The sequence below is a fragment of the Sorangium sp. So ce302 genome, assembly GCF_051530145.1.
In the GTDB taxonomy this organism is placed as follows: Bacteria; Myxococcota_A; Polyangia; order Polyangiales; family Polyangiaceae; genus Sorangium; species Sorangium cellulosum_B.
Genome location: NZ_CP150326.1, coordinates 3,526,459 through 3,551,068, shown reverse-complemented (window position 1 = coordinate 3,551,068; position 24,610 = coordinate 3,526,459). Strand labels below are relative to the sequence as shown.

General features: G+C 72.0%; 16 protein-coding genes. 9 read left to right on the top strand and 7 right to left on the bottom strand.

What is annotated here, in order from left to right; all coding sequences use genetic code 11:
- Window positions 1–111: 111 nt before the first annotated feature.
- The gene (locus WME73_RS13665) at window positions 112–1,788 is read right to left on the bottom strand and encodes a hypothetical protein (RefSeq protein WP_437915988.1); all 1,677 of its coding nucleotides are present in this window, start codon (window positions 1,786–1,788) and stop codon (window positions 112–114) included.
- Between the two features lie 211 nt (window positions 1,789–1,999).
- Here WME73_RS13665 and WME73_RS13660 point away from each other — a divergent pair, with 211 nt between their 5' ends.
- Both WME73_RS13660 and WME73_RS13655 read left to right on the top strand, forming a co-directional pair.
- The gene (locus WME73_RS13660) at window positions 2,000–3,337 is read left to right on the top strand and encodes a porin (RefSeq protein WP_437745899.1); all 1,338 of its coding nucleotides are present in this window, start codon (window positions 2,000–2,002) and stop codon (window positions 3,335–3,337) included.
- Between the two features lie 11 nt (window positions 3,338–3,348).
- On the top strand, window positions 3,349–6,987 hold the full coding sequence (locus tag WME73_RS13655; protein WP_437915987.1) for a PHP domain-containing protein: 3,639 nt from the start codon (window positions 3,349–3,351) through the stop codon (window positions 6,985–6,987).
- A 162-nt stretch (window positions 6,988–7,149) separates the two neighbouring features.
- On the opposite strand, the gene WME73_RS13650 is transcribed toward WME73_RS13655, so the two are convergent.
- The 4 genes from WME73_RS13650 to WME73_RS13635 all read right to left on the bottom strand — a co-directional run bounded on the left by WME73_RS13650 (window position 7,150) and on the right by WME73_RS13635 (window position 13,986).
- Window positions 7,150–8,880 carry an OmpA family protein gene (locus tag WME73_RS13650; RefSeq protein ID WP_437917389.1) on the bottom strand — a complete coding sequence of 577 codons (1,731 nt, stop codon included), beginning with the start codon at window positions 8,878–8,880 and terminating at the stop codon, window positions 7,150–7,152.
- 589 nt (window positions 8,881–9,469) lie between these two features.
- Entirely contained in the window at window positions 9,470–11,311 is a 1,842-nt protein-coding gene (locus WME73_RS13645; RefSeq protein WP_437915985.1) for an IgGFc-binding protein, read from the bottom strand.
- A 301-nt stretch (window positions 11,312–11,612) separates the two neighbouring features.
- Window positions 11,613–12,641 carry a cytochrome d ubiquinol oxidase subunit II gene (locus tag WME73_RS13640; RefSeq protein WP_012235070.1) on the bottom strand — a complete coding sequence of 343 codons (1,029 nt, stop codon included), beginning with the start codon at window positions 12,639–12,641 and terminating at the stop codon, window positions 11,613–11,615.
- Window positions 12,631–13,986 (bottom strand): cytochrome ubiquinol oxidase subunit I, encoded by a 1,356-nt coding sequence (locus WME73_RS13635; protein ID WP_437745896.1) that lies wholly within the window; start codon window positions 13,984–13,986, stop codon window positions 12,631–12,633. Before WME73_RS13635 ends, WME73_RS13640 begins: the two co-directional genes overlap by 11 nt.
- Before the next feature lie 146 nt (window positions 13,987–14,132).
- Between WME73_RS13635 and WME73_RS13630 the strand changes: the two genes are divergently transcribed.
- From WME73_RS13630 to WME73_RS13620, 3 genes are all read left to right on the top strand, one after another.
- Window positions 14,133–15,443 carry a thymidine phosphorylase gene (locus WME73_RS13630; RefSeq protein ID WP_437915984.1) on the top strand — a complete coding sequence of 437 codons (1,311 nt, stop codon included), beginning with the start codon at window positions 14,133–14,135 and terminating at the stop codon, window positions 15,441–15,443.
- Window positions 15,444–15,532: 89 nt separating this feature from the next.
- Window positions 15,533–16,555 carry a sensor histidine kinase gene (locus WME73_RS13625; RefSeq protein WP_437745894.1) on the top strand — a complete coding sequence of 341 codons (1,023 nt, stop codon included), beginning with the start codon at window positions 15,533–15,535 and terminating at the stop codon, window positions 16,553–16,555.
- Window positions 16,556–16,604: 49 nt separating this feature from the next.
- Complete coding sequence (locus WME73_RS13620; RefSeq protein ID WP_437745893.1) at window positions 16,605–17,309, top strand: response regulator transcription factor; 705 nt, start codon at window positions 16,605–16,607, stop codon at window positions 17,307–17,309.
- Between the two features lie 83 nt (window positions 17,310–17,392).
- On the opposite strand, the gene WME73_RS13615 is transcribed toward WME73_RS13620, so the two are convergent.
- Both WME73_RS13615 and WME73_RS13610 read right to left on the bottom strand, forming a co-directional pair.
- A complete protein-coding gene (locus tag WME73_RS13615; protein ID WP_437299476.1) occupies window positions 17,393–17,833 on the bottom strand; it encodes a hypothetical protein in 441 nt (146 codons plus the stop codon).
- Window positions 17,834–17,962: 129 nt separating this feature from the next.
- Window positions 17,963–18,430, bottom strand: a complete 468-nt coding sequence (locus WME73_RS13610) for a DUF3293 domain-containing protein (RefSeq protein WP_012235064.1) — start codon at window positions 18,428–18,430, stop codon at window positions 17,963–17,965.
- A 294-nt stretch (window positions 18,431–18,724) separates the two neighbouring features.
- Here WME73_RS13610 and WME73_RS13605 point away from each other — a divergent pair, with 294 nt between their 5' ends.
- The 4 genes from WME73_RS13605 to WME73_RS13590 are packed head-to-tail and all read left to right on the top strand — an operon-like array spanning window position 18,725 to window position 24,574.
- Window positions 18,725–19,804, top strand: coding sequence for an ABC transporter ATP-binding protein (locus WME73_RS13605; RefSeq protein ID WP_437915983.1), 1,080 nt, complete (start codon window positions 18,725–18,727; stop codon window positions 19,802–19,804).
- Entirely contained in the window at window positions 19,801–20,547 is a 747-nt protein-coding gene (locus WME73_RS13600) for an ABC transporter permease (RefSeq protein WP_012235062.1), read from the top strand. The genes WME73_RS13605 and WME73_RS13600 overlap by 4 nt, the downstream gene beginning before the upstream one ends.
- Window positions 20,547–22,235 (top strand): GldG family protein, encoded by a 1,689-nt coding sequence (locus tag WME73_RS13595; protein WP_437745891.1) that lies wholly within the window; start codon window positions 20,547–20,549, stop codon window positions 22,233–22,235. The genes WME73_RS13600 and WME73_RS13595 overlap by 1 nt, the downstream gene beginning before the upstream one ends.
- Window positions 22,235–24,574 carry a DUF4340 domain-containing protein gene (locus WME73_RS13590; RefSeq protein ID WP_437915982.1) on the top strand — a complete coding sequence of 780 codons (2,340 nt, stop codon included), beginning with the start codon at window positions 22,235–22,237 and terminating at the stop codon, window positions 24,572–24,574. Before WME73_RS13595 ends, WME73_RS13590 begins: the two co-directional genes overlap by 1 nt.
- The last annotated feature ends 36 nt before the right edge of the window (window positions 24,575–24,610 follow it).

Below are 24,610 nucleotides of genomic sequence, written 5' to 3'. Positions count from 1 at the left end.
GAACGTCACGTCACCGACGCGCCCCCTGCGACCACGGCGCGCTTCGCGACGCGCGACACACGACAGCGGCGCGCTCGACTGCGCCGAGCGGAGGTGCGACCGGGGCGTCGCTCAACGCGTGTGCTCGTAGAGCGTGAAGGCGCCATCGCGCTCGATCCGGCGAAACGAGGGGTGCGCCGCGGTGAACACCGGCTTATCCGGCCGCTCGTTCCGGAGGATCACGTAATCGTACGCGACGCCATGGACATCCGGCTTGAACCACTCACCGCGGTTCGACGGCGGCGCGGGGAGGCGACGCTTCAGCGTGAAGGGGAAACCCACGTTGTGCCAGCCGTCCGCGCTGAAGCCCCCGTGCATGATCTGCACCCACGAGGAGAAGTGGTTCGTGCCCTCGATGATCAACGATTCATCGGTCCGTGGAGGCAGCGTCAAGAAGAGGACCTCGGCGCCCGGCGGGATGCGCGCCACCATCCGGGCGAACGGCTCGACGCGCTCGTCGAAGCGCGCGTATTTCTCCGAGAGGTGGAGCGGCAGCACGAGCGCGGCCGCCACGGCGGGGGCCATCAGGAGGCGCGAGCGGCCCTGGAGCGGCGCCGTGATGGCCAGGAAGCCGAAGAAGCAGATGAACGGCGAGAAGCGCCCGCTCACGAACCACCAGTCGAAGGGGCGAGCCAGGTGCAGCGGCACGAGAAAATAGCAGATCGCCATCGCAGCGCAGAGGGCGAGAGAGCGATGGCGGTGCAGCCGGTCGAGAAGCGAGCCGGCAGGCGCGGCTGGCTCGCGCGCGGGAAGGCCGCGGCCAAGGAGGAAGCGCCGGGCGACGCGCGCGACGCCAGAGAGGCCCAGCAGCGACGCCACCGCGAGGAGCACCCAGAAGAGCCGGGTGTCGAGATCGCCCGATACCGAGTCGAGCGTGTACTCGGGGAACGATCGGAGCATCTCGTGCCATGGCACCCAGACGCCCTGGAACCGCGGGCCGCTCCGCAGATCGACCATGGGGCTCTTGAAGGCGACGAGCTGCCACAGGACGAGCGCGACGGCGGGCGCGAAGAGCGGCAGCGCGACGGCGATCCGCGACCACCGGGGCAGGTGGCAGAGCATCAGCACGGCGACGCAGACGTAATAGCCGAAGAGGATCAGCGGATGGCTGAGGCCGCAGCCGACGCTGAGCAGCGCGACGGCGGCCCCGCGCAAGGGGCTCGGCCGATCGAGGTAGGCGTCGAGCGCGAGCACGCCGGCGAGCAGCAGCGCGACGCCGACGAGGAACGGCAGGAAGCCGCACGCCCAGGAGAGGGTGAAGGCCAGCGGGAAGGTGAGGACCGAGAGCCAGGGGCTGCGCCGCGTCCGGCGCGCCCAGCCGAGCGCCGCCGCGGGGATGGCGAGCACATAACCGGAGAGCACGACGCGATTCGCGTTCTCGAGGCCGACGCCATAGGCGATCACGTGCGTCAGGATGTGATAGGCGCCGTAGGGGGCCGGACGGAGGCTGAGCTCGTAGAAGTCCCTGAAGCGCGTCCACGGCTCATCGAAGCTGTGCCAGATATGGACGGCCGCGAGGTGGTTCGGCAGATCGAGCAGCGGCAGGAACCGCACCCGCCATATCGGCACGACGGCTGCGACGGCGAGGAGCACGAACGTCGCGATGAACGCCCTGTCGCAGGGCCAGCGATTCCCGCTCCCGACCGCGGGAGGCGCCTCCGCGCCGGGAGATGGAGGCGGCGGGGCGGCGGACGCGCTGGCCCGGGGCGTGGGATCGCTGTCGGACGGGCTCGAACCGGGCATTTCCATGAGAAGTGTGGCGCTCCCCTTCCCTCCGCTGCTGCGCGAGGAGCGGGTAGGCCGCGAGCGTTAGCACAGCGCGCCGCGCGGATTGCAGCGCCGCGTGTCTTCCTCTAGTTTCCCGGGCACCTCGCCGGGTGGACACGGCACGAGGTGACGACCACTGCCCAGCCGGAGCGGCACGGGGCGCTCCACGCAGCCCTCCAGGAGACCCGAATCCATGAGGCACCTCGCTCGCGTCGCAGGCGGCGCCGCAGTCCTGCTCGCCGCCGCCACGCCGCGCGCGCAGGAGCCCGGGCCCGCGGCAGAGGAGCCCGCCGCCGCGGTCGCGAGCCCTGGCGACGCGCAGGCAGAAGGGGTCGAGGCGGCCGCCGAGCCGGGAGGCGCAGCGGCGCCGGCCGCTCGGCCGAGCGCGCCTGCGCGGGAGCCGCGGCCGCGCGAGGCGCCAGCGCCCGCCTCTCCGGCCCCCGCGAGCGGCGACCGCGGCGACCTCTTGCCGCCGGGCTTCCGGGAGCGGGTGCGGGTCGCGCTCGGGCCGCTCGAGATCGCGCCGATCGCGCTGCTCGCGCTGCAGGCCGCGCCCTACGTGGGCGACGACGCGCTGGGCCAGGCCGGCGACAGCGCCGAGCAGCCCGGCTTCCGGCTGCGCCGGGTCCGCGCCGGGCTGCGCGGCGACGTCGCGGGGCTCGTGCGGTTCGCCATCTCGACGGAGCTCGCCGGGGACGACGAGGGGACGGCGCGCATCCACGAGGCGTGGGCCGGCGTCACGGCGGCGCGCGCGCTCGAGGTGATCGCGGGCGCGCGCACCGTGCCCTTCTCTCGCTCGGCGATGACGGGCGCCGGCGACGGCGCCCTCGCCGAGCGGCCGCTCGCCGTCCGCGCGATCGCCCCGTTCACGCAGGTCGGGATCCAGGCCGAAGGGCACTTCCAGGACCGCGCCTTCAGCTGTCACGCGGGCGTCTACAACGCCTTCCAGCGCTCGGATCAGTTCTACGCAGGTCCCTCCGAGAGCCTCGCTCCCCTCGGCAACCGCTTCGAGGGGATCGCCGTCGCCGGCCGGGTCGCCACCGAGCCGCGGGGCCCGCTCGGCCGTACGCTCCAGGACGTCGCCCGCTCGCCCTTCCGCCTCGGGGTCGGCGCCGACGGCTTCTTCAGCGACGGCGGCGCGCGCACGCTCTACGGCGCGAGCGCCGATGTCCTGGTGCACGCCGCGGGGCTTCACGCGCTCGGCGAGGTGCTCTGGACCGGGGCGAGCCCCAAGGCGGTGCCCACCCAGCCGATCGCGCAGATCACCTCGGTCTCGTCGCTCGCGCTCGTCTTCGAGGCAGGCTACATGCTCATCGCCCGGAAGCTCGGTGTCTCGGGTCGCGCGGAGTGGATCGACCCCAACCTGGATATCGACGATGAAGGGGACAACCTCGTGCTCACCGGCGGCGCGAGCTACCACGCGTACGACGATCTGGTGAAGGCGCAGCTCGAATACACGCACCGGGAGGAGCTCGGCGGGCTGTCGAGCTCGAACGACGTGCTCCTCCTGCAACTCCAGCTCTCGCTGTAGGAGAGAGCTCTGTGCGGCGAACCCACCGCTGGCTCACCCGGGTAGCGCTCGTCCCGCTCGCCGCCGCCGCGCTCGCCGCCCCCGCGCTGCCGAGCTGCGGGGGCGATCGGCTGCTCCGCGCCAAGCGGATAGAGCAGCGCGCCGAGCTCGTCGGCGGCCCGGTGGCGATGGCGGACATAGGCGACTTCCTCCTCGAGAACGACCAGATCCGCGTGGCGATCCTGGGCGGGCGGGACTCGCCTGGGCCGGGGATCTTCGGCGGGGCCGTGGTCGACGTCGACCGGCGGCGCGGCCGGATCGGCGAGGAGGGCGGACAGGGGCGGGACCGGTTCGCGGAGATGTTCTCGCTCGCCAACCTCATCGTGCCCGACCCGACGGCGACCGACGTCTCCGTGCTCGCGGACGGCTCCGACGGCGCAGAGGCCGGGATCCGCGTCGAGGGAGACGGCGAGTTCCTGTTCGAGGCGATAGGCCTGCTCCGGGCGCAGGAGGATCTGCTCGGCCTCTTCTTCCCCGGCGTCCGCTCCAGGATCCGCTTCCGGACAGACTACCTCCTTCACCCGGGCGATCGGTTCGTGACGGTGCGCACGGTCCTCCTGCTCGACGACAGGCCGCCGCCCGGCTGCGAGCCCCAGAGGAGCTGCGAGCCGTGCCCGAACGGGTATCGGCAGGATCCGGGCGGCTGCCTGACCTGCGCGTGCAGCGACGTCCTGCCGCTGGACAACGCCACGGCCCCGGTCTCGGTGTTCGGCGGCGTCCTCGGCGATCCGCCGGAGGCCGCGCAGGAGGCGTCGTCGCGCCGCGCCGGCATCGTCGCCGGAGATTTCGTGTTCTTCGGCAACCAGAACGACGTCTTCGCGCCCGGCGCGGGCTTCGACGAGGACACGGCGGTCCAGGACGCGTGGAACGCGGGGCGGAACTCCTTCCAGGCGCCGCTCACCTTCGATTTCGTGGCCGCGGCGGGCGGCGACGTCAGCTACGGCTACTTCACGAAGGCAGCGGAGGGCGCGGCGCCGCCTTTGGTCAACGTGCCCCTCTTCGCGAGCGCGGCGACGGCGTTCGTGTCCGCCAGCCGATCGTGCCTGTTCAACGAGGAGGACGACGCGGCGTGCGACGCCCACCGCGCGTTCAGCTACGAGCGCTACCTGGCCGTGGGCGACGGCGACGTCTCGAGCGTGACCGGCGTGATGCACCGGCTCCGCGGGACCGCGACCGGCGCGGTCAGCGGCCACGTGCTGTGGGAGGACACCCTCGAGGCCGCGCCGAACGCCCGGGTGTTCGTCTTCGCCGATCCCGATCCCGCGCGGCCCTTCGCCTCGCTGGACGAGCTCGTGGCGGCCAACCGGGAGGCGCGCGGCGACGTGGGCCTCATCGACGAGATCGACGCGGATCTCGGCCTCGACCCGTCCGAGGACGGCGATTTCCGCGGCGCCCTGCCGCCCGGAAGCTACCTGCTCGTGGCGAGGAACGCGGCGGGGACGGCGATGTCGGCGCCCATCCGGGTGAGCCTGCGGGCGGGACTGGAGGCCGTGGTGTCGCCGCGCCTCCCCGCGCCGGCGAGGGTGCGCTACCGCGTCGCGGACGAGGCGGGCCAGCGGGTGCCGGCCAAGCTCGCCTTCGCCTCGCTCGACGAGGCGGGGCGGAGGCTCCCGGGCGACGGCCGGCGCAGGGTCTACCTCGGCGACGGCCGGCTCGGGAACGGCAACCGCGCCGTCGAGATCACGGCCACCGGCGAGGGAGAGGTCGAGATCGAGCCGGGGCGATACCAGATCACGGTGTCGCGCGGCATCGAGTACGGCATCTACGTGGAGCGCGACGTCACGCTCGCGCCGGGCCGCACGTTGCAGCTCGACGCCACGCTCGTGCGCGAGGTCGACACGAGCGGGTGGATGTCGGCCGACATGCACCTCCACTCCGAGCCGAGCTTCGACAGCGGCATGGCGCTGCCGCGGCGGGTGGCCACGGTGGCGGCGGAGGGCGTGGAGCTCGCGGTGTCGACCGACCACGACGTCGAGACGGACTACCAGCCGACAGCGCGCGCGCTCGGGCTCGCGCCTCACCTCGCCACGGCGATCGGGGCGGAGATCACCACGCTGGAGCAGGGGCATTTCATCGGGTTCCCGCTCGAATACGACGAGCTCGACGTCCCGGGCCACGGGGCGCACGACTGGACGTGCGAGCCCGCCGGGGCGATCCTCGACGCCCTCCGGGCCTCCGGCGACGGCACCGTGGCGCCGCTGACGATCGTCGCGCACCCGCGCGACGGCTTCTTCGGCTACATCGACCAGCTCGGCGTCGACACCTACACGATGGGCCGGACGCCGACGTTCCTCGAGGAGAACAACCCCGTCTTCCGGACCGCGAGCTGCGCGTTCGACGCGATGGAGGTCATCAACGGCAAGCGGTTCGATCTGGTGCGCACGCCGAGCGTGGCCGAGGTCGTCGACTGGAACCGCTGCCTCGCGCGGCTGAACGCCGCCGGGAGCGCCGCCGAGATCGAGGCCGCGTGCCCCGAGGCGGCGGGCTGGCTGCGCGCGTCGTGCGCGGCGCCGTCCGCGCCGGGCGGCGCCCCCGGCGCAGGCGCGGCTGCCGCCGCTTTGGCCGTTTCCGATTGCAAGCGCCGCGCCCGCACCGAGCTCGCGTGGGCGCTGATGAAGCGCATCCTCGCCCGGACGCCCGACGAGCAGGCGAACAACTGGGGCTTCTCCGGAACGACCTCCGACAGCCAGGAGCTCTGCGGGCCCGCGGCGCTCGGCGGCGATCCGGTCCCCGAGGACGCGCGCGACGCGCCGTGCACGTACCGCGCGGGCCAGGTGGACGATTATTTCCGCTACCTCGAGCGGGGCTTCGCCCCGGCGCAGATCGCCAGCAGCGACAGCCACGACGGGTCGAAGGAGCCGGGCTTCCCGCGGACCTATTTCCGGAGCGCGACCGACTCCCCGGCCGCCCTCGAGACGCCGGCCGCGGTCGAGAGCTTGCGGGGCGCGCACGCCTTCGCGACGTACGGCCCCTTCATCCGCGCGACGATCCGCGGCAAGACGTATGGTGAGGTGGCGGCGGCGAGCGCCGGAGAGTCGCTCGAGCTCCTGTTCGATGTCCAGACGGCGAGCTGGTTCGGCGTCGATCGGGTGGAGATCTACCTGAACGGCGGGATGGTCCGCTTGCTGGAGCCGGCCATGCCGCCGAGCGCGATCGTGGACGTGCGCGGCAAGGTCACCTTCACGGCGCCGGATCGCGACTCCTGGGTGGTGATCATCGCCATGGGGCTCGAGGACAGGAACCTCATGAGCCCTGTCTCCCTGGACGTCCCCTTCGGTGAGATCCAGCTCTCGCGGCTGGCCGGCGACGCGTTCGGCCGGATCCCCGCGCTCAGCGCCCTGTTCGCGCCCACGCCGACGGTGCCCGACTGGTCGCCGGTCCCGCCCTATGCGATCACCAACCCGATCACCATCGATGTCGACGGCAACGGCCGCTACGACGCCCCGCTGGCGAGGCCCGATTTCTGCTCTCGTCCCTGCGATCCCGGCGCCCTCGATCCGGAGCAGTGTCCCGCGGAGCAGGTTTGCCTGACGGAAGAGGCGGTCTGCGGCTTTCCGATCCCCGGCAAGTGCGACCATCGTCGCCCGGCGCTCACGCACCGCGACGACTGAACGCCGATCCCCGGGAGCGCGCTTGCGTGGGACGCGCCCGCGTGGCCGGGCCGAACCCGGCCGGCGCTCAGGAGATGACGTTTGCGTGCACATGCCGCGGCACGTGCACGCAAACGTCGCTTGATCTCGGGGGGAGGATCGGCCAGCCGCTCCGGCTGGAGCTTACCGGCCCTCGATCGTCTGCGACTTGATATGGAACTCGACGCGCCGGTTGCGCTGCCGGCCTTCGGGCGTGTCGTTGGACAGGAGCGGCCGGCGGGAGCCATAGCCGACGGAGGTGAGCCTCTCCGACTGAACACCCTTGTTGATCAGGTAGACCCTGACCGCGATGGCGCGGTTGTGCGCGAGCCGGTCGTTGTAGTCGATGGTGCCCTGGTTGTCGGTGTGCCCCTCGATGCTGAGCAGCTTGATCTCGGGGTTCGCCTTGAGCAGGCGCACGACCTCGTCGAGGATCGGATAGCTCTGCGGGAGGATCCTGGAGCTGTCGAACTCGAACTCGACCTGCTTCATGATCTCGATCTCGGCGGAGCCCGTGATCCTGCGGATGTAGAAGGGGCAGCCGTTCTTCTCCGGGTCTTCGACGACGACCTGCCCCGGCTCCTTCGGGCATTTGTCCGTGGCGTCGGGGATGCCGTCCTGATCCGCGTCCTCCTCGGGGCAGCCGTCGCGATCGTCGATGCCGTCCTTGTCCTCGGGGTCGTCCGGGCACTTGTCGACGACGTCGGGGATGCCGTCGCCGTCGCGGTCGGGCATGTCCGGACATCCGTCGCTCGGCTTGGGCTGCTTGCCGTCCTCGGGGTCCTCCGGGCAGAGGTCGATGACGTCGGGGTAGCCGTCGCCGTCGGTGTCCTTCTCCGCCGTGATCACGTAGTTGAACCCGGGCGAGCGGGCTTCGGAGTCGGCGATGCCGAACGAGCCGCCGACGAGGGCGACCCCCCGGAAATCGGGCGCGTAGCCGCCGCTCATGCGGGTGCCGACGCCGGCGCCGACGTAGACCGCCTTGTCCTTGGTGAGGAACATCTTGCTGTTGAGCTGCCACTCGATGGGCGAGGCATCGAGCTCGCCCGCGGTCTCCTTGAGGAGGCCGAACGAGCCGAAGATCTCGGCCCCGAGGCGGAGCTTGCCGTCGAGGAGCGGGACGTAGCCGCCGACGCCGTACGTGAGCTCGCTGCCCACGACGAGCTCGTTGAGCGCCACGCGCGGCCGGATGGCGACGCCGGTGTTCAGGGTGACGAAGAAATCCTTGAAGTCGTACTCGGCGCCGAGGCCGAACGAGCTGCTCACGCCCCGGTCGCCGGCGAACGAGTACGTGTTGCCGATGGGCACGAAGACCGCGCCGGTGAGGCCCAGCCGGAAGCGGCGCTCGTCGAGCTCCAGGGCGACGAAGCGCGCGTCGACCCGGAGGTCCATCGGGGTGGCGGTCTTCAGGTCGACGCTCTGGTTGAGGCCGAGCTCGCGGTGGTAGGTCTGGTTGCCGTCCTGGAACAGGACGATGGGGAACGCGACCTGGAGGGCGCCGCGGCCGAGGATCTCGACGCCCGCGTTCAGGTAGGTGATGAGCTGCGAGGTGACGGGCCCGTCGCCCTCGATCCGCTCCTCGATGGCGAGGTTGTCAACGTAGTTGTCGTCGCGGAGCGGGTGGACCGACATCCCCAGCCCGAGCTGCCCGAAGAAGCGCGTCCGTTCCCCCATGTGCGGGCGCCAGACGCCGATTCCGTCGTCGGGGGCGCCGGCCATCCTGAGGCGATCGAGGTAGAAGGTCCGGTCCTGCGCGCGGGCGGCGGAGGGCGCCAGCGCGGCGAGGGCCGGTGCGGCCAGGGCCGCTGCGGTCAGCGCGCAGCGAAGGCGCGACGGGCGTCGCGGCGCACGGCCCGGCAGGTTTCGTCGATCCATCACGGTGAGCTGTCCTCCAAGCAACGCTCGAAAAACGAGGTTGACGCGGGCGTTCCGCCGCATGCGGGCCGGCGTCCGGGCGGGAGACTACTCGGCCCGGGGGAGGATGTCTCCTGGGTCGAACCAGGAGGTGCGAGGACCGCCGCGGAAGCGGGCGGCTGTGTCCGGGGCGCGCGGGGTTGAGGCGGCGGGCTGGCGCGCGGTGCTACCGCGTCCTCGGCACGGTATGTAGCGTGGGCCGCGTGGCGACGGTGAAAAAGCGGCGAACGGGCTACGGCGCGGGTGCGCGGATGGCTCCCTGGCAATTGCGGCCGGGATGACCAGCTGCGACCTGGTGCTCGGGCTTGACGACTTCAAGGACGCTCCGCGGGCGGGTGCTGGGGAGGCGGAGCTGGCGGCGACAGCGCCTCGAGCTCGGGCGCCGGGGGTTGCGCGCACGACGAGCGCGACTGCGTCGGCGATACGCCCCATTGGCGTCCGGTACGGCAGTCGCCCTGGGACCGCCCTTCACTCCTCGATTTGGGCTCGGACACGGCGTTCACAGGGCAGAGATGCAGGACGCCGGCGGGGGAGTCCACTGCCGCGTTAGCTAGTTGGCAATGGGTGGAATTTCGACCTCGTTGATGGGCAGGAACCCAGCACCGGCAGGGTAAGCGTAAGAAACACGATAGTTTTGCTGAATCGCGCCCCACCCCCATACCGTGACCCCGAAGGGAAGATCGCTCCGCATCTCGTGCCGGCCATTGGCACAAGCACCTATCGGTTCGAAGTTCCCTGTGGTAATATCGACGATGGTGTACTCGTAGTCTCCGTCTCCGATCGGCGTCCACCCAGTAAGCTTGCCTGCGCAGTCCAGCTCGACGTCGGCGAACTCGTTATTCACCCTAGAACGGGTACGGACGACGACGAGGCTCGTCTCGGGGTAGGTCGGATCTGTGAAGAACACATAGTAATCCAGGAATTGAGACGGCGGGACCACATTGACCCAATCCGGATCGCCGATGTTCGTGTATGCGCTACCGCCGGTCATGTACTGACCGACATAGAACGGATGATTCACGTCCTGGCTCTTGACGATAAAAGGCCCGCCACTGTCGAACTGATACACTTCACCGAGCTTGACGGTATCCGGCGCGCCCTCTGGCTTGGACGGCTCCCAGGTGAGCTTCGTATCGTCCACCATGCCTACGATCCGCCAGGGCGGCGACTCCTCGCGATCCGCGATGCGGTTCCGGTAGCGGACCGACACGTACTCGCTCCCGGTAGCCCGAACCGGCGCGATTTGCTGTTGACCTGAATCGCAGTCGGCGACACCGTTCGGCACGACCATGCAAGCATGGGCTCCGAAGAGGCCGATGGGCTTCGTCGACTCGATAGGGCTGCCAGTCAGCTCATCCGCCTGGGTGATCTGCAGGAATTCACCGGCGTTCAACCGGTAAGTCTTCGCCACACCTTGTTCGGCTCCCTCTACACCGGTGCTCTCCTGAATATTCACCTTCGGCAAGATGGTCACATCCGTCTCGTCCTGATGGGCAACGATGGCCAGCGAGGGAAACGCACCGCGGTAGGCGGCCGAGTCCGATGACGAGTAGCCGTTGATGGCAACGTAGTTGGTGTGCCAGGCGCTGGTCGGCAGGAGCAAGGTCGCGGAGGTGATGGCGGCCTGCCCTCCGCCATAGGGCAGCATCTGATAGGCTACGACTGGATAGTCGGTCGTGATGTGAAACGCTGCTCCGCGACCGGTGCCATCGACACCAGTCTCCTCATCCAACGCGCCCGGTTCAGGGCAATCAACGACGCTCGATCCCGCAGAGAGCCTCGAGAGGAACAGGACAGCGACCTCTCCGACGCCGAGCCCAGCGACCGGATCGTAGGGCTTATACTGGATGTCTTCGATGGAACCTTGCCCCTCCGGAATGTAGGCGAAGTTCTCTACATCAAGCGGCTGCCCACCGCGCTCAACATTGATATGGACCGGCAGCTCCCACGTGTTGGCGACAATCGCGGAGAAACAGGCCCCCTGAGCGGTCGGCCGGAGGGCCGTCTTGAGCGCCCAATAGTCGCATCCGTACGAGCTCTTCGACCTCTCCGCCGCCTCGCACGGGTTGGGCACGCACTCCGCGTTGACGCAACCCTCGTCAGGCTTGCACTCCTCGATCGTCGCGCCATTGCAGCTGATGACCTTCTTCAGATCGTTGGAGCACGTGTACTCGCACCGCCCCCCCTCCCCGAAGGTCCCCGTGCTCCCCCCCTCACCGCCCGCGCCGCCGGTGCCGCCGCCGCCGCCGCCGGTCCCGGTGGGGCCCGAGCCGGAGCCGGTGAGCCCTTGGCGGTACGAGTCCGTGCACGCGGCGAACGAGCCCGTCACACCGGCTGTCGCTGCAAGTAACCCCACAATCGCGTGTCGACGGTATCTAGCCATGTTCGCCATCTCCACAGGGCTCCTTCCCCCACAAGCATCCTGAAAACTTCGCGCCTGCGAGCGTAACACGGTTCGTCCGCCGTGGGGAGGCCCGCGAAAGCGTTCGCATTTTTTCGGGGGTGCCGCGAGAGCGGGTTGCAGGTCCCAGGAATGCAATGCGCGACCGGCATCGCGCCATCGCCCCCTAGCGCCCGGACGGACACAGAGCCACTGTTCAGCCAGCCGTCCTCACGCCTCTCCTGCGGGTAGGTCGAGGTGGTGCATCAAATTTGGCCACCGCGACTTCCACATACGTCGGCCCCACTCCCGCTCAATGGTCGTCGTCGCCGTCCGACGCAGCCCCCGCCCGGCCGCTGCCGAAGACACGGAAGAGCACGTACAGCGATGGGAACAGCAGCACGGATCCGACGCCGAGCACCCAGACAAGCAATCGCAACGTCCTCGGGTTCGCCGCCGCCCCCTCGAGCGTCACGTCGGGCACCACCAGGAACGGGTACTGCGAGGCCGCCCAGCCGAGCAGTATCAGCGTGACCTGCGCCGCCGCCGCGAAGCGCGCCAGACGGAAACGGCGGGTCCACAACGCGAAGAACGCCGCGGTGGCCGCGAGGCCCGTCGTGACGTGGAGCGGCCACGTGATCGGATGATCCGTCAGCCCCTCTCGAATGAGCGGGGCGCCCCGGAACGACGCCGCGAACGACGCCAGCGCGAGCGCCGCCACCACGCAGCCCGAGGCGAGCGCGCGCCGCCGGAAATCGTCGACGAGCGCAGGCTCCTTCGCCTCGTTCGTCAGGTACACCGCCGCGAGAAACGCGAACAGCGCCAGCGCGAACAGCCCCACCACGAACGGAAACAGCGAGAGCCACGGCGCGAAGAAGCCGCTCGTCACCACCCCCGACGCCACCCGGATCCGCCCGGACGCCACCGCGCCGACGATCATGCCGAGCAGCACCGGCGCGATGACGCTCGCGAGCGAGAAGACGAACCCCCAGCGCTTCTGCCGCCGATCCCCCCGGGAGTCGTAGCTGCGGAAGCTGAACGCCGAGCCGCGAAACACGACGCCCACGAGGAACAGCGTGAGGGGGACGTGCAGCGCGATCGAGATCGCGGCGAACGCGGGAGGAAACGCGGTGAAGAGCAGCACCACGACCAGGATGAGCCACACGTGGTTGGCCTCCCAGATCGGGCCGATGACCCGCTCGATGAGGGCGCGCTGCTCCCGCTTCCGCGGGCCGGAGGCGAGCAGATCCCACACGCCGCCGCCGAAATCGGCGCCCCCGAGCAGCGCATACAGCACGAGCGCCGCCATCATCACCCCGCCGATGAACCACTCAGTGCGCATCGGGCTCGCCTCCCCCGGACGCACGCGGCGCGCCGCCGCCGCCCGTCACCCCGAGCGGCGCCGCGCGGAGCTGGCGCACGAGCAGGTAGACCACCACCACGCCGAGAAAGACATAGAGCGCCGTGAACGTCCAGAAAGGCGCCGCGAGGTGCGGGAACGGGGTCACCGCGTCGCGCGTGCGCATCGCGCCCCGCACGATCCACGGCTGGCGACCGAGCTCCGTCACCAGCCAGCCCGCCTCCATCGCCACGATGCCGAGCGGGCTCGCCAGGATCGCCGCCCAGAGGAACGGGCGCTGATCCGGGATCCCCCTGCGGCGCCACGCGAGCACCGCCCCGACCACCGCCAGCAGCGCCATCGCGGAGCCCGCGCCCACCATCACCTGAAACGAGAGGTGCGTCGCCGTGACCGGCGGCCACTCGTCCCGCGGGACCGCATCCAGCCCGGGCACCACCGCGTCAGGATCCGCGTGCAGGAACACCGAGAGCCCCGCCGGGATCTCGATCGCGTAGTCGACCTCGCCCCGCTCCACGTCGGGCAGGCCGCCGACGAGGAGCGGCGCGCGGGCCGAGGTCTCGAAGTGCGCCTCCATCGCCGCGAGCTTGGCGGGCTGCCCCGTCCCGACCTCCACCGCCGCGTAGTGACCGACGAGCGGCTGCGCCAGCGCCGTCACCCCGGCGATCGCGAACGTCACCGCGAACGCCTTGCGGAACAGCGGGCTCGACGGGTGCCGCAGGAGCACCAGCGCGTGGATCCCCGTCATCACGAACGCCGTCGCCTGATAACACGCGAGGATGCCGTGCAGCGTCTCGTGCTTCCACGGCGGGCTGAACATCGCCGCGACCGGGTCGATGTCCGCGGGGCGCCCGTCGACCATCGTGAACCCGGCAGGGTGGTTCATGCACGCGTTCACCAGGATCACGAAGAACGCCGAGAGCGCGCCGCTCAGCGCGACCAGCGCGCCCGAGAGCAGGTGCAGCCTCGGCGAGAGCTTGCCGCGCCCGTAGAGATAGATGCCGAGGAAGATCGCTTCCGTGAAGAACGCGAACCCCTCGAGCGAGAACGGGAGCCCTATCACCTCTCCGAACGTCCCCATGAAGCTCGGCCACAGGAGCCCGAGCTCGAACGAGAGCACCGTCCCCGACACGGCGCCCACCGCGAACAGGATCGCTGTCCCCTTCGCCATGCGCTTCGAGAACTCGAGGTAGTCTCGATCGCCCGTCCGGTGCCAGAGCGCGTCCGCGATGACCATGATCAGCGGCAGCGCCACCCCGGCGGCGGCGAAGATCATGTGAAATGCCAGCGACAGGCCCATCTGGGCCCGGGCATAGAGGAGGCTGTTCATGAGGCCCAGGTCGGCTCCCTTCTCCCGCGCGACCGCGACCGACGCCGTGTCCGCTCTCCTGCGGGGACGGTCCGCGCGCTCCCGCCGACCATAGGGGGGCCCGCGCCAGGGACAAATAGGGGCGAACCCGGGTAAGCTCGACGCCGATGCAGACCCTTGTCGAGCTCGTCGCGAAGAAGCGCGACGGCGGGCGGCTGTCCGAGGACGAGATCGCGCGGATCGTCCGCGCCCACAGCGACGGCGAGCTCGCCGATTACCAGATGGCCGCGCTGCTCATGGCGATCTTCTTCCGCGGCATGGACGACGCCGAGACGGTCGCGCTCACGCGCGCGATGCTCCACTCGGGCGACGTCCTCGATCTGTCCGGCGTGCCCGGACGGAAGGTCGACAAGCACTCGACCGGCGGCGTCGGCGACAAGGTCTCGATCTGCCTCGCCCCCCTCGTCGCCGCCTGCGGCGTCCCCGTCCCGATGGTGTCCGGCCGCGGCCTCGGCCACACCGGAGGCACCCTCGACAAACTCGAGGCGATCCCGGGGTTCGACGTCGCGCTCGACGTCGACGCGTTCGCGCGCGTCGTCCGCGAGGTGGGGACGTGCATGATCGGGCAGACCGAGCGGATCGCGCCCGCGGACAAGCGCATCTACGCGCTGCGCGACGTGACCGCCACGGTCGAGTCGATCCCGCTCATCGTCGCCAGCATCCTCTCGAAGAAGCTCGCGGAGGGCATCGACGCGCTCGTGCTCGACGTCAAGGTCGGGCGCGGCGCGTTCATGAAGACCCTCGGCGACGCCCGCGCCCTCGCGACCGCGCTCGTGCGCGTCGGGACCGCGGCCGGCAAGCGCGTCTCCGCGCTGCTCACCGACATGAGCGCCCCGCTCGGGCGCACCGTCGGCAACGCCATCGAGACCCGCGAGGCGATCGAGGTGCTGCACGGCCGCGGGCCGGGCGACCTCGTCGCGTGCACGCTCGCCCTCGGCGAGGAGATGCTGATCGCCGGCGGCGCGGCGGCGAGCGCGGCCGAGGCGCGGGTGAAGCTCGAGGCCGCCATCGCGAGCGGCGCGGCGGCCGAGGTCCTCGCGCGGATGATCGCCGCGCAGAAGGGCGATCCGGCCGTGGTGCAGGACGCCGGCCGGCTGCCCAGCGCCCCCGTCGTGGTCGAGGTCGCCGCGCAGGACGAGGGGTACGTCGCCGCCGTCGATCCGCTGGAGATCGGCCTGTCGGCGGTCGCGCTCGGCGCCGGGCGGACGCGCGCCGACCAGCGCGTGGACCCCGCCGTGGGGATCGAGCTCGCCGCGGTGCGCGGCGATCGCGTGGACCGCGGCGCGCCCCTCGCCCGCATCCACGCGCGCCGGGCGGACGACGCGCGGGCCGCGGCCGATCGCGTCCGCGCCGCCTTCCGGCTCGGCCCGGCGCCCGCCGAGGCGCCCGCGCTCGTGCTGGAGCGGATCGAGGCATAGCCGCGCGCGGGCGCTCGCGGGCGCTCGCGGGCGCTCGCGGGCGCTCGCGGGCGCTCGCCGGCGGCGCGGGGCCCCACTAAGCTGCCGGCATGCGGACCCCGAGGCGCGACCTCACCACGCTCGGCTACCGGCGGATCATCCAGCTCCTCGTTTACCTGGTCATCATCCCGGGCGTGCTCCTGTCGGGCGTCGGCTTCCTCCTGCTCGTCCTCGGCGAGGCCCAGTACAACCTCATCATGGGGATCATCGTCCTCACGTTCTGCGGGACGCTCGCGACCGGGGTCATCCTCGTGTGGGTCTTCCTCCGGCGCGAGCGCAACCTGTCCGAGCTCCAGGCCGATTTCGTGTCCAAGGTCTCGCACGAGCTGCGCACCCCGCTCACGTCGATCCGGATGTTCACCGAGACCCTCACGCTCCGGCGCGGCGACGCGATCAGCGAGGATCGCTGCATCGAGGCGCTCACCAAGGAGAGCGCCCGCCTCCAGCAGCTCATCGATCGGCTGCTCGACTGGGGGCGGATGGAGAGCGGCCGGCGCGTCTACGAGCTCTCGGAGCACCACCTCGGGGAGATCGCCGACGAGGCGATCCACGCCTTCGAGCCGACCCGCGAGAAGCGCAGCGTCGACCTCGACGTCTCCATCGACGCGAACCTCCCGCCCGTGCTCTGCGATCGCAGCGCGCTCGTCGACGCGATCGTGAACCTCCTGTCGAACGCCTACAAGTACGGCGGCCAGCCGAGGAAGATCAGCGTCTCCGCCCACATCCTCAAGCGGTCGGCGCTGCTCACGGTCCGCGACAACGGCAAGGGCATCGCCCGCGCGGAGCACAAGCGGATCTTCGAGAAGTTCTACCGGGTCGACGATCTCCTGGCCCGGCAGCAGGAGGGCTCCGGGCTCGGGCTGTCGATCGTCAAGCATGTCATCCGGGCGCACGGCGGCAAGATCCTCGTCGACAGCGAGCCCGGGAAGGGCAGCACGTTCACCCTCGTGCTCCCGCTCCGGAGCATGCCCAAGGCGAGCGCCGAGCGACGCCCGCGGGTTGCGGCGCCCGCGGTCGCCGCGGCGCACAACGACGCGTCGGATCACGGCGCCGACGCGAGCGCGCCGCCGTAGCGCGGCCGCCGCCGGTCAGGACATGAACATGCTAGAGGACCTCCTCAGCATGACCCGAACCCCTCAGACACCCGCGCGGACCGTCCTGCTCGTGGAGGACGACCCCAGCATCGCGATGGGTCTCGAGATGAACCTGACCGCCGAGGGCTACCGCGTCCTCGTGGCCGAGGACGGGGAGCGCGGGCTCGCGCTGGCCCGCGGCGGCGGGATCGATCTCATCATCATCGACGTCATGCTCCCCCGGCTGAACGGCTTCGAGCTGCTCCGCATCCTCCGGAACGAGCGGCGCACCCTGCCGGTGATCATGCTGTCCGCGCGCGGCGCCGAGATGGACAAGGTGATGGGCCTCGAGCTCGGCGCCGAGGACTACATCACGAAGCCGTTCAGCCTGGCCGAGCTGCTCGCGCGCGTGAAGGCCGTGCTCCGGCGCGACGCGATCGCGCGCGCCGACGGGGCGCAGCTGCGCGCCGGCGACATCGTGATCAACGCGGCGACGCGAGAGGTCCGCCGCGGCGACGCGCTGCTCGAGCTCACGGCGACCGAGTTCGACGTGCTGCTCTGCCTCGCCGAGGCAGGCGGCAGGGTCCTGTCGAGGGAGCAGATCCAGGCCAAGGTCTGGGGCCCGACGCACCACGGGACCCCGCGCACCATCGACAATTTCATCCTCCAGCTCCGCAACAAGCTGGAAGAGAACGCGACGACGCCGCGCCACCTGCTGACGGTGCGCGGCGTCGGCTATCGCTTCGTCCCCTGATCACAGCCGCGAGGGCCGCGCTGCGGGCGGGGCGGCCCCAGCCCGCGGCGATCGGAGGGCGAGCGCTTCGGGGGCGCGCCCCGTCAGGGCGCCTGACAGAACTTGTTGATGTTGTCGACGAGGGGATCTTCCTGCTTGATCGCCTTCTCGATCGACGCCTGGGCGGCGTTGCTCTTCTCCGCGTCGTTGGCGTCCGCCGCCGTCGCGAGATCGCGCGCCGCCTTGGCCACGTCCTTCGCCATGGCCTGGTACTCGCCCGAGAACTTCTGCAGCTCCGGGGTGGTCAGCTTCACCTGCGCCGCGTCGGCCGCCACCTTGTCCATCGCGTCGGCCATCGCCTTCAGCTCGCTCGACCCGCCCTGGTCGGTGCCGGCCTTGGTGCCTTTCTCGATGCTCTGAACGCCCTTGTTGATGACCTCGATGAGCGCGTTGCACTCCGAGACCTTGTTCTGGCCGCAGCCGCCAGCGCCGGCGACGAGCCCGAGCGCAGCGACGAGCGCTGCGAGGGTGACCTGGGTGCGCATTCTGCTGTGTCTCCTCATGTGGTGAGCGAGGCCGGTCCGCCCATCCCTAAACGCCAAGGCATGAACCCACATTTTGCGGGTACGTTTCAACATGGAATCGGCGATCCGCGTCCACGGCCGCCGCGTGGGTCAGGACCGCACCCGCCAGTTCCCCTGGAAAGTTCGGCCGATGTCGTCGGCTGTCGGATCGGTGATGATGAGCTCCGGCCGACCGCCTTGCGCGAACACGATCGTGTTCTGCCGGAAGACGCGGCCGAAGGCGATCGCCTCGTCCCGGTCCATGCCGTGGACGAGCCACGCCGGCTCGCGCCAGATGCCCTCCGGCTCCGCCTCGGAGCCGACGCACGGCTCCACCCGGTAACAGCCGAGGATCAGGAGATCGCGGAGGACGTGGTGGCGCTGATCGTTGACCCGGCGCGGGATGAGCATCGAGCGCGGGTTGTAGGCGGTGAGCACCGCGAACTTGCGGGTCAGGAGCTCGGGGAGCCCGGCCTGATCCTGGACGATCTCGCCGTCCAGCGAGACGCGCAGCGTCCCCGCCGGGGTGGGGAACTCGTAGATGGTCGAGAAATACGACCGGAGGAGCGTCTGATCCATCGTGCAGCGGTGGGTGTGAGGGGGCCGCGGCGCTCGGCGCACCGGGTGCGTCGCCTTGCAAAGGGGCCCATGGCGTGAGCGCCCGGGCCGCCGGGCGCGACGGCGCAGGGTTACCAGAGACGCGCGGCTCTGGCTACTCGCCGGCGCGCTCGTCGTCAGACCGCCGCCAGACCACCGCCAGAGCCCGGCGCGCGCTTCCCCTGCCCCGCCCGGTGCGCTAAGCGTTCTGCGCGATCGACCGCCTGCCCGCGCGCACCGCGCCGGCGGCCCTGACCCCCTGCGCCCGATGCCACGATGATCGAGGTCGAGCACCTCTCCAAGTCCTACGGCCCCCACCAGGCGGTGAGCGACCTCTCGTTCCAGGTGAGCCAGGGGGAGATCGTCGGGTTCCTCGGGCCGAACGGCGCAGGCAAGAGCACGACCCTCCGCATCCTCGCGGGGTTCCTCGGCGCGACGTCCGGCCGGGTGCGGATCGCGGGCCACGACATCACCGAGGAGCCGATGCGCGCGCGGGCCTCGCTCGGGTACATGCCCGAGACCTCGCCGCTCTACCCGGAGATGCGCGTCTCGGAGTACCTCGCGTTCCGCGCCGAGCTGAAGCTCGTGCCGCGGAGGGCGCGCGGCGAGGCCGTCGCGCGCGCCCTCCGCGACGCGCGCGTCGAGGACGTCGCGAGCGTCCTGATCGGCCACCTCTCGAAGGGCTACCGCCAGCGGGTCGGCCTCGCGGACGCGCTCGTCGGCGACCCGCCGCTGCTCATCCTGGACGAGCCGACGGCGGGCCTCGATCCGAACCAGATCCGCGAGGTGCGCGCGCTCGTGCGCCGGCTCGGCCCGGGCCGTACCGTGCTCCTCTCGACGCACATCCTCTCCGAGGTCGAGGCGACGTGCACGCGGGCGCTCGTGATCGCCCGCGGCAGGCTCGTGGCGGAGGGCTCGATCGACGAGCTCCGCGCGATGCGCCGGTCGTCCGGCGCGCGCGTCGTCGTGCGCGGGGCGGCGGACGCGGCGCTCGCGGTGGCGCGCGGCGCGGCGCAGGTCCGCTCCGCCGAGGCGGAGGACGCCGGCGAAGCGGCGCGGCTCACGGTCGAGTTCGACGCCGGCGCCGACGCGGGCGAGGCCGCCGAGCGCCTCGTCGCCGCGCTGGTCGCCGCGGGCTTCGGGGTGCGCGAGCTCGTCCCCTGGGCTCCTTCGCTGGAGCAGGTCTTCTCCGAGCTGACCGCGGCCGGCGACGCCGGCGCGCGGGGCGGCGCCGGAGAGGCGGCCGAGCCCGGGGCGGAGGGCGGCGAGGCGCCTCGGCCGGCGGCCGGGAACCGGAAGAAGAAGGGCAGCGCGGCCCGGCGCGGCGAGGGCGGCGCGGGGAAGGAGCGGCGGTGAGGGGCTTCTGGCCGATCTTCAAGCGGGAGCTCTTCTCGCTCTTCGTGACGCCGCTCGCGTGGGTGCTGATCACCACGTTCCTGCTGGTGCAGGGCGTGCATTTCTTCCTGATCGCGACGCAGTTCGCGGGCGAGGTGGAGCTCTCCGCCGACACGGGCCCGGTGCAGGTCTTCTTCGGCCAGACGATCCTGATCTACCTGCCGCTGCTCTTCGTCTGCCCGCTGCTCACGATGCGCCTCTTCGCGGAGGAGCGCAGGAGCGGCACCATCGAGGCCCTCCTGACGGCGCCGGTCGGCTCCGCCGGCGTGGTGCTGGCGAAGTACGCCGCGGCCCTCGTGACGTACGTCGCGATGTGGGCGCCGACGCTGCTCTACGTCGTGCTCATCGGCAGGACCGGCGAGCTCGACTGGCGGGTCGTGGGGTCGAGCTACCTCGCCGTCTTCGCGGTCGGCGCCGGCTACCTCGCGATCGGGACGATGACCAGCGCGCTCACGAAGAGCCAGCTCATGGCCGCGGTGCTCAGCACGATGGCGGTGATGGGCATGTTCATCCTCGGCATCGGCGAGTTCATCTTCCCGGACGGCCCGGCGCACGACCTCTGCGCCTACGTCTCGGTGTGGACGCAGATGAACGACTTCTCCCGGGGGATCGTCGATCTGCGCCGCCTCGTGTTCGACGGGACGGTGGTCGCGCTGCCGCTGTTCGTGACCGTGCGCGCGGTGGACGCGTGGAGGTGGGGCTGATGTCCGGCGAGCGGCCCGCGCAAGCCGGGGCTCCGCCGCCGGGCACCTCGCTCGGCGAGAAGCTCTCGGCGAGCGTCGGGATCATCGCGGCGATGGTGCTCGCGGTGCTGGTCAACTTGCTCGTCGCCCGCCACTACAGGCGCTGGGACTGGACGCAGGGCGGCCTGTACACGCTGAGCGACGCGACCGTCTCGACGCTGCGCTCGATCGAGGAGCCGATCCGCGTCTACGTCCTGCTCTCGGAGGGCGACCCCCTGACGCTCTCGGTGCGGCACCTGCTCGACGCGTACCGGGCCGAGAACCCGCGGATCGAGGTCGAGGTGACCGATCCCGACCGGCGCCCGGCGGAGTTCCTGGCGGTGCAGCAGCGCTACGGCGTCGTCGCGGGCAAGACGGACGACGGGCGCATCGTCACGGACGCGGCGATCATCGTCGCGCGCGGCGATCGGCCCCATTTCCTGACGGCGAGCGACCTGGTCGAGGTCGAGGACGAGGACGACCTGCGGTCGCGCCCGCGGCTCGAGCAGGCGCTCACCGGCGCGCTCCGGAGCGTCCTGCGCAGCGAGCGGCCGCTGATCTGCTTCGCGGCCGGGCACGGCGAGAAGTCGATCGAGGCCGGCGGCGCCGGCGGGCTCGCGGCGCTGAAGGACCGGCTCAACAAGAACAACTACGAGGTCGTGGCGCTCGGCGGCGGCCGCGGCGCGGACGGCCACGGCGACGAGGAGGAGGCTTTCGCCGCGCCGCCGGAGCCTGCGCCGGAGGTCGATCTCGACCGCTGCCGGGTGCTCGTCCTCGCCGGGCCGAGCCGGCCGGTGCCGGCCAGCGACGTGGCCCGCTACCGCGCGTTCATCGAGAAGGGCGGCAGCGCGCTGATCGCGCTCGGGCCCGTGCCGGACGAGAGCGATCAGCGGTACGTGGACCTCGGGCTCTCGGGCCTGCTCGCCGTGGCGGGGGTCGAGCTCCGGTCGGACTTCGTGTTCGAGCTCGACCCGAAGCTCCGGTCGACGCAGGGCTTCGGCGAGACCTTCGCGCCGATCGTCAGGCCGCACCCGATCACCGAGGGACTCATCAAGGCGGCCGATCTCGGGCTCGGCCCGGTGCTCACGGTGGCGAGCTCGCTCGCGCCCACGGCGAGCGGGCCGGTGGTCCCGGCGCCCCTGCTCGTGACGAGCGACCAGGCCTTCGGCATGGTCGATTTCTTCGGCTGGGCCCGGGATCCGTCCGAGCCGAAGCCGCGCGACGGCGATCACCCGGGTCCGCTCACGGTCGCCTGCGCCTCGGAGCTGCCGAAGCCCGCGGGGTCCAGCGCCGCGCACGGGCCGCGCGTCGTGGTGGTCGGCTCGCCCGGCGTGCTCCACGGCGCGAACTGGCAGAGCCCGGAGCTCCGCGGGACAGCCGTGCTCGTCGAGAGCGCGCTGTCCTGGCTCGCGGCGAGCCCGCCCATGCTCGACATCCCGGACAAGCCGGCGTTCACGGCGGGCCTGCGGATCAGCGAGGACTCGCTCGCCGGGATCTTCCGCTACGTCATCGTGTATATGCCGCTCGCCGCGGCCCTCCTCGGCCTCGCCGTGTACCTGGCGCGGCGCGGCTCCGAGCGCCGCCCCGGCGACAAGGGGGGCCCCGGCGCGCCGGCCGAACGCGGCGCGCGCGGCGCGTCGGCCGGGGCCGAGCGCGAAGGATCGCCGTGATGCGGCCGCTGCGCCGGCACGCGACGACGCTGCTCCTGGTCGCGCTCACCGCCGCGGCGGCCGTCGCGCTGCTCGTCCTCGACCGGGGCTCGGTGTCCACCGACGAGGCCGAGCGCCGCAAGAAGCACCTGATCGAGGCGTGGCGGCCCGACGAGATCACCGAGCTCACCGTGACGATGGCCGCGCCCGGCGCGCCGCAGACCGCGCGGCTCACCCGCGGCGAGGTCGACGACGCCGGCCAGCGCCCCTGGAACGTCGAGATCGACGGGCAGCGCTACCCGGCCGACGAGCCCACGGTCGACCAGCTCCTCGGCACGCTGGAGTTCGCGACCGCGGAGCGGCGCGTCTCCGCGGAGGCGAGCGATCCGGCCGCCCTCGGCCTGGCCTCGCCCAGGCTCTCGATCGCGCTCGCGATGGGCCCGCGCCGCGAGCGCCTGCTGCTCGGCGGCGGCGCCCCGACGCCGCCCGGCGCGGTCTACGCCGAGGTCGCGGGCCGAGGCGTCTTCGTCATCACGAAGCAGCTCTCCTCGGCCCTCGACGTGGCGCCGGATCGCTTCCGCTCGCGGAGCTTCGTCCCCTACGTCGCCGCGGAGCTCTCGGGCCTCACGCTCGACGGCGACGGCGGATCGCGGCGGTTCTCGCGCGCCCCCTGGGGCGGCGGCCGCGGGGCCGGCTTCCGCTTCGCGGAGGGCTCGCCCGAGGGCAGCGGCGTCCGGGTCAGCGCGCCGGCGCTCGACCTCGTGCTCTCGGCGCTCGGCCGCATGCAGGCCGAGGCGTTCCTCTCCGAGGAGGAAGCGCAGCAGGCCGCGTCCTCCGGCGGCCCCCGGGTCACGCTGACGCTGGAGCCGAGCGATCCCGCGGCGAAGCGCGGCGTCATCGACGTGGGGGGCGCCTGCCCGGGCCGGCCCGACCACGTCGTCGCGGCGCGGCGCGAGCCCGCGCGCGCGGCCGCCTGCGTGCCCGCGAGCGTGCTCGATCCGCTCACCGAGGAGGCGTCGCGCTTCGTCGATCTAGCGCTCGTCGCCGCGCCGCTCGACGAGGTCGCCGAGGTGAAGCTCGCCGCCGGCGAGCGTTCGCTGGAGCTCGCGCGCGCCGGCAGCGAGTGGCACCTGCGGGCCCCGCAGGACCGTCCTGTCCCGACGGAGACGGGCCGCGCCCTGGTCCAGGCGATCCTCGACGTCCGCGCCACGCGCCTCCTGCCCGGGGAGCGCGATCTCGCGGCGCTCGGCCTCGCCTCGCCTCGGGCCACCCTGCGCGTCGTCTCGACGCCGCCGGGCGCGATCGCCGAGGGCGAGCCGCAGGAGCGGATCGAGACGCTCGAGATCGGCGCCGAGCAGGCCGGCGTGGTGCACGTCCGGCGGCTCGAGGACGGCGCGATCGCCGAGATTCCTGCCCAGGCCGTCGGCGCGCTCCTCCCTTCCGAGGTGTCGCTGCGCTCCATGAAGGTCTTCGATTTCACCCCCGATCGGGTCAGCGCGCTGCGGATCGAGCGCCCCGGCCTGGTCCAGCGGCTCCGCCGGACGGGCGAGGGCGCCTGGCGGCTCGTCGAGCCGAGCGGCGAGGGCCTCGCGGCCGACAGCGGGCTGGCCGACGAGCTCGCCGAGCTGCTCGCCGGCCTCCAGGCCGAGCGCTGGATCACCGAGGATGCTGGCCAGAGCTACGGGCTCGGCGCGCCCCGGCTCGTGGTCGAGGCCGAGCTCGACCCCGCGCCGGAGCCCGGCGGTGGAAGCGCCGGCGCGGCGACGCGCGCGGCCCGGGTGGCGCTCGGCGCGCGCAGCGGCGCGGGCTCCTTCGCGCGCGCCGGGGACGGCGCTGCGGTGTTCGTCGCGCCGCCGGCGCTGGAGGCCGCGGCCGGTCGCCTGCTGCTCCGCCGCGACATCTTCCTCGTCCCGCCTCACGAGATCGCCCGGGTGACGCTGGCCCCTCGGGGCGCGAAGCCGGTCGTGATCGAGCGCTCGCCGGAGGGCTTCACGATCGCGGGAGCGGCCGATCAGGCGAGCGCCGCCGCGCTGGCCGCGAGCGTCCGGGACGCGCTGGCCGATCTTCGGGCCGAGGGCGCCGTCGCGCTGGGCGAGCCGGAGCGGCACCATGGCCTCAGCCCGCCGCGCCTCCGGGTCACCGTCGAGCTTTCCCGGCCGCAGGCCGCCCCGGCGGAGGAAAGCGTCGCGGTCCCGCCGCGGGCGCCGGTGGGGTCGTTCACGATCGCGATCGGCGCGGGCGACGCCTTCCGCGGCACGAACGTCGTCTACGCCCGGCGCGACGGCGTGCGCGCGGTCTACGCCATCGCGCAGTCCCGGGTGCGACCGCTCCTCGAGGCGGCGGGCATCGCGGGCGACTGAGCGGTCCGCGGCCCGATCGAACGGACTATTTCGTTC

Excerpts from the sequence above, each read along its gene's own strand:
- WME73_RS13665 (WP_437915988.1), bottom strand. The coding sequence starts at position 1,788 with ATGGAAATGCCCGGTTCGAGCCCGTCCGACAGCGATCCCACGCCCCGG.
- WME73_RS13660 (WP_437745899.1), top strand. The coding sequence starts at position 2,000 with ATGAGGCACCTCGCTCGCGTCGCAGGCGGCGCCGCAGTCCTGCTCGCC.
- WME73_RS13650 (WP_437917389.1), bottom strand. The coding sequence starts at position 8,880 with ATGGATCGACGAAACCTGCCGGGCCGTGCGCCGCGACGCCCGTCGCGC.
- WME73_RS13645 (WP_437915985.1), bottom strand. The coding sequence starts at position 11,311 with ATGGCGAACATGGCTAGATACCGTCGACACGCGATTGTGGGGTTACTT.
- WME73_RS13640 (WP_012235070.1), bottom strand. The coding sequence starts at position 12,641 with ATGCGCACTGAGTGGTTCATCGGCGGGGTGATGATGGCGGCGCTCGTG.
- WME73_RS13635 (WP_437745896.1), bottom strand. The coding sequence starts at position 13,986 with ATGAACAGCCTCCTCTATGCCCGGGCCCAGATGGGCCTGTCGCTGGCA.
- WME73_RS13630 (WP_437915984.1), top strand. The coding sequence starts at position 14,133 with ATGCAGACCCTTGTCGAGCTCGTCGCGAAGAAGCGCGACGGCGGGCGG.
- WME73_RS13625 (WP_437745894.1), top strand. The coding sequence starts at position 15,533 with ATGCGGACCCCGAGGCGCGACCTCACCACGCTCGGCTACCGGCGGATC.
- WME73_RS13620 (WP_437745893.1), top strand. The coding sequence starts at position 16,605 with ATGACCCGAACCCCTCAGACACCCGCGCGGACCGTCCTGCTCGTGGAG.
- WME73_RS13615 (WP_437299476.1), bottom strand. The coding sequence starts at position 17,833 with ATGCGCACCCAGGTCACCCTCGCAGCGCTCGTCGCTGCGCTCGGGCTC.
- WME73_RS13610 (WP_012235064.1), bottom strand. The coding sequence starts at position 18,430 with ATGGATCAGACGCTCCTCCGGTCGTATTTCTCGACCATCTACGAGTTC.
- WME73_RS13605 (WP_437915983.1), top strand. The coding sequence starts at position 18,725 with ATGATCGAGGTCGAGCACCTCTCCAAGTCCTACGGCCCCCACCAGGCG.
- WME73_RS13595 (WP_437745891.1), top strand. The coding sequence starts at position 20,547 with ATGTCCGGCGAGCGGCCCGCGCAAGCCGGGGCTCCGCCGCCGGGCACC.
- WME73_RS13590 (WP_437915982.1), top strand. The coding sequence starts at position 22,235 with ATGCGGCCGCTGCGCCGGCACGCGACGACGCTGCTCCTGGTCGCGCTC.